Here is a 3,972-nt window from a genome sequence, read left to right on the forward strand (position 1 = left end):
CCGTTCTTGTTTCATTGACTCTACATTAGATTCCTCTGAGTCCTTATGTCAAGCCTGATTGAGATGCTCTTACCCTGCACTTCAGAGAGCTATTCAAGATCGAGGTCAAACGATGCAGGTGAACTCTGCTTACCGCACGATCGCCCAGCAAATGTTATTGTATAACGATCGCTTCAACAACTCTAATCCTGTAGCGCCACCAGGCACCAGCAATCACCAAACAGGGCTAGCGATCGACATTGAAGATGCCAGAGGCTGGGAATCTTATTTGATGCAATATGGCTGGCATCCATTACCGGGCGATCCGCCTCACTTCGACTACATAGGCGACGGGACGATCGATCTTCGCAGTAACTCAATACTCGCATTTCAGCAGCTTTGGAATCAGAACAACCCGGATGCAAAGATTAGCGAGGATGGCGGCTTTGGCCCCCAAACCGAGGATGCACTTAATCGATCGCCTGCTCAAGGGTTTGCTAAAGCGCCGTGGGATGACAAGCCCAGAACCTTGCGCTTGGCGATGCCCAGAATGGAAGGCTCAGATGTAATCAAGCTTCAGGAAGGCTTGAAAAAGGCTGGCGTTGAAGTTGGGGTTGATGGTGAATTTGGGCCGGCAACAGATACAGCCGTCAAGGAATTTCAGCAGAAAAAAGGTTTGAAGCCCGACGGAATTGTCGCTCTCAAAACCCGCGAACAAATGGCTTGAGGTGTTAGCGCGATCGAGTTCACCAAAACTGGAACAGAACTTCCTCCGCCTTCGGTGGAAGTTCCGTTTATAGCTCAGCTTGTGGGTTTGGGCAGGTTTTGTTTCCAATTGTCACAAATTGCAGTAGCGCTATAATTGGCAATCTTTTTGATAATCAACGTAGCGATGAGAGTAGCAATAGCAGGAGCAAGTCCCAGTCCAGAGATGAGAAGAGGAGCTAACATCCCAGCAGCTTTAGTGTAATTCTGACCGATCGCTTCATCCAGGATTTTCTGAGTCTGCGGATCGTTTCCGAGGGGTTGGCACATCAGCTCGTAAACTAAGGGGTTTACGCGATCGAACAACCGCTGGCCAGCTTCTAGGAACCTGAGATCGATCGATGCTCTAGCGGCAACATTCACATCAATAGAATCCAGGGAAGCTGGGTCTATCCCTCTGCTTCCAAGTCCAGCCGCATCATCCCCTATGGCTTGAGCGCGATCGCCAATTTGTGCTGCTAGCTGATCCTCATCAAGTTCCCACAAACTTTCTACAATAACTTCAATTTCTGCCATGATTGCTTGTCTCCCGACTATGGTTAACTAGAATATTGCTGATTATCCTTTACCTGCGAAGCTGATGAGTGAAAACCCGTCAATATAGCTTAACGAATGCCTAGCTACACATCGGCAATCTTAACCATTCTTTAAAAAAGTGCGATCGACCCATCAAACTGCTGTTAAGTATTTAACTTTTAAATCGCAACAAAGTTACTATCGAACCGGAAATAAAGCAAACACAGTTAAATTTGTCGCAGAATCAAGCACATCAATCCCACAGTCATGAAAGCTGTACATTCTGTCAAACTGTAAAGTTACTTAACGCGCAGCAAAGATTTTATTGCCAGCTTGGTATACTAAGACTGAATCGTATAGAAATACAAATACCTTTATCAGTTTAAGTAAAAGAACTCTCCTTAAGCAAACAGAAGTAAAAGCTCCAGAAAACCCGAGCAATTCCCGAGTTCATGACTAACAATAACCCAGTCAAAACAATTTTAATTCTGGCAGCCAATCCCACCAATACCCCTCCCCTGCGATTGGATGCAGAAATTCGGGAAATTGACGAAGGATTGCGACGGGCAAATAAGCGGGAGCAGTATAAATTAGTACAAAAATGGGCCGTGCGTTCCCGTGATTTTTACCGAGCTATTTTAGATTATCAACCCAACATAGTCCACTTTTGCGGACATGGTGCTGGAGCAGATGGAATTGTCCTAGAAGACGATACCGGAAAAATGGCGCTGGTGCAGACAAATGCCCTAGCTAGTATGTTTAAATTGTTTGCCAAAAAAGGTGTAGAGTGCGTAATTCTCAATGCTTGTTATTCCGAAGTACAGGCCGACGCAATTAGGCAATACGTTAATTATGTCATTGGCATGAATCGAGCCGTGGGGGATAAAGCATCCATTGCCTTTTCCGTGGGGTTTTATGATGCGATCGCTGCTGGATATACGTTAGAAGAAGCCTACGACTTAGGTTGCTCGCAGATGATGAGTTTCCGAGAGCATGAAACTCCTGTTTTCAAGAAAAAGAATTTAATTGATTCTCCGATTGCTCAGGGGGTAATTGCTGTTGAAGATGTGATTCCGCCCAATCCTTACCAAGGATTGTCTGCCTTTGGGGAAGAAGATGCCGACTTCTTTTTCGGGCAGGAAAAATTTGTCAGTAATTTAGTAGAAGTAACGCACAAACAACCTTTGGTAGCTGTGGTTGGACCAAGCGGCAGCGGTAAATCTTCTGTGGTGTATGCGGGATTAATTCCCCAATTGGGAAAAGAGGGAAACTGGTTAATTGAATCTTTCCGTCCGGGCAAAGAACCTTTTGTGCAGTTAGCTTTTGCCTTAGTCCGGCAATTAGAACCAGAAGCAGGTGAAACTCAACAACTGCGGTCAGCGGTGGGATTGGCAAGCGATATGCAGCAAGGTAAAATTACCTTGCTGCAAGTAATATCTCGCATTTTAGAGCGCAACCCAGGTAAACGGTTATTGTTAGTTGCAGACCAATTTGAGGAACTGTACACCCTTTGTCAGGTGCAGGAAGAACAGGAACGTTTTGCAGGGGAGTTGCTAACGGCGATCGCCAAAGAAAATCTTACATTGGTTTTAACTTTACGGGCTGATTTTTATGGCTATGTACTTTCTTATCGTCCGTTGCGGGATGCCTTGCAGGAATTTACACCCCAGTTACTCAGTTCCATGAAACGGGAGGAATTACAACAAGCGATTGAATTACCTGCCCAAAAGTTGGAAGTACAATTAGAGGCACAATTAACCCAGCGCATTCTCGATGATGTGGGGTCAGAACCTGGGAATCTGCCATTGTTAGAATTTGCCCTAACCCGTTTGTGGGAAAAGCAAATAAACCGAGAGTTAACTCACCAAGCTTATGAAGAAATTGGCGGGGTGAAAAAAGCCATTGCCAATCATGCCGAACAGGTTTATCAAAAACTGAGTGAAACCGAGAAAAAACAGGCACAGCGAATATTTGTGCAATTAGTGCGTCCGGGGGAAGGAACGGAGGATACCAGGCGCGTTGCTAGCCGTGCGGAAGTGGGGGAAGATAACTGGAATTTGGTCAGTTATTTAGCTGGATATCAAGCGCGTTTGGTAGTGACGGGACGGCGAGAACAGGAAGATACCGTAGAATTGGTGCATGAAACCCTAATTCGGCAATGGGGAACTCTTCGCGAGTGGATAAATGCTAACCGTCAGTTTCGGACTTGGCAAGAACGGCTGAAGGTGGCGTTACGCGAGTGGAAAAATAACAACAATGACTCTGGGGCAATGTTGCGCGGTGTGCCGTTGACTGTGGCGGAAGATTGGTTGCGTCAACGTGCCGATGAAATGACGGAGGAGGAGCGACATTTTATTCAGGTTAGCGCCAAAGAACGAGATAGGGAAAAACAGCAACAGGAGCGCAGGAGGCGACTGACAATTATTGGGCTAAGTAGCTTTTCGGCAGTAGCTTTGGGTTTAGCAGGGATAGCTAGTCTTGGTTGGTGGCGTGTTGCTATTACTCAAATTAATTCTCTGGCTCAATATTCCGATGCGCTTTTAAATTTAGATCCGTCAAAAGCTGTCAAAACAAGTTTAAAAGCGGTTGTGCAAATGCAGCGTACACCTTGGGTAGATGCTGATACTCATACCCAAGTAGAACTGTCATTATTAAATACAGTTTCCCAGGCAGCAGCACCAAACACTTTGGGCGGACACGCAAGATCGGTTT

3 protein-coding genes are annotated in these 3,972 nt (G+C 45.8%); 2 read left to right on the forward strand and 1 reads right to left on the reverse strand.

What is annotated here, in order from left to right; genetic code table 11:
* The first annotated feature begins 58 nt into the window (after nt 1-58).
* Nucleotides 59-706, forward strand: a complete 648-nt coding sequence (locus QUA25_RS12230; RefSeq protein ID WP_333038019.1) for a peptidoglycan-binding protein — start codon at nt 59-61, stop codon at nt 704-706.
* Between the two features lie 74 nt (nt 707-780).
* Here the strand turns inward: QUA25_RS12230 and QUA25_RS12235 are convergent, their stop codons facing one another.
* Nucleotides 781-1,260 carry a hypothetical protein gene (locus QUA25_RS12235; protein ID WP_333038021.1) on the reverse strand — a complete coding sequence of 160 codons (480 nt, stop codon included), beginning with the start codon at nt 1,258-1,260 and terminating at the stop codon, nt 781-783.
* Between the two features lie 452 nt (nt 1,261-1,712).
* Here QUA25_RS12235 and QUA25_RS12240 point away from each other — a divergent pair.
* On the forward strand, nt 1,713-3,972 hold a 2,260-nt coding region (locus QUA25_RS12240; RefSeq protein ID WP_333038023.1), incomplete at its 3' end, for an nSTAND1 domain-containing NTPase.

It is taken from the genome of Microcoleus sp. Pol17C6 (genome assembly GCF_036701145.1).
In the GTDB taxonomy this organism is placed as follows: Bacteria; Cyanobacteriota; Cyanobacteriia; order Cyanobacteriales; family Microcoleaceae; genus Microcoleus.

Coding starts and splice junctions, on each gene's coding strand:
- QUA25_RS12235 (WP_333038021.1), bottom strand. CDS start 1,260: ATGGCAGAAATTGAAGTTATTGTAGAAAGTTTGTGGGAACTTGATGAG.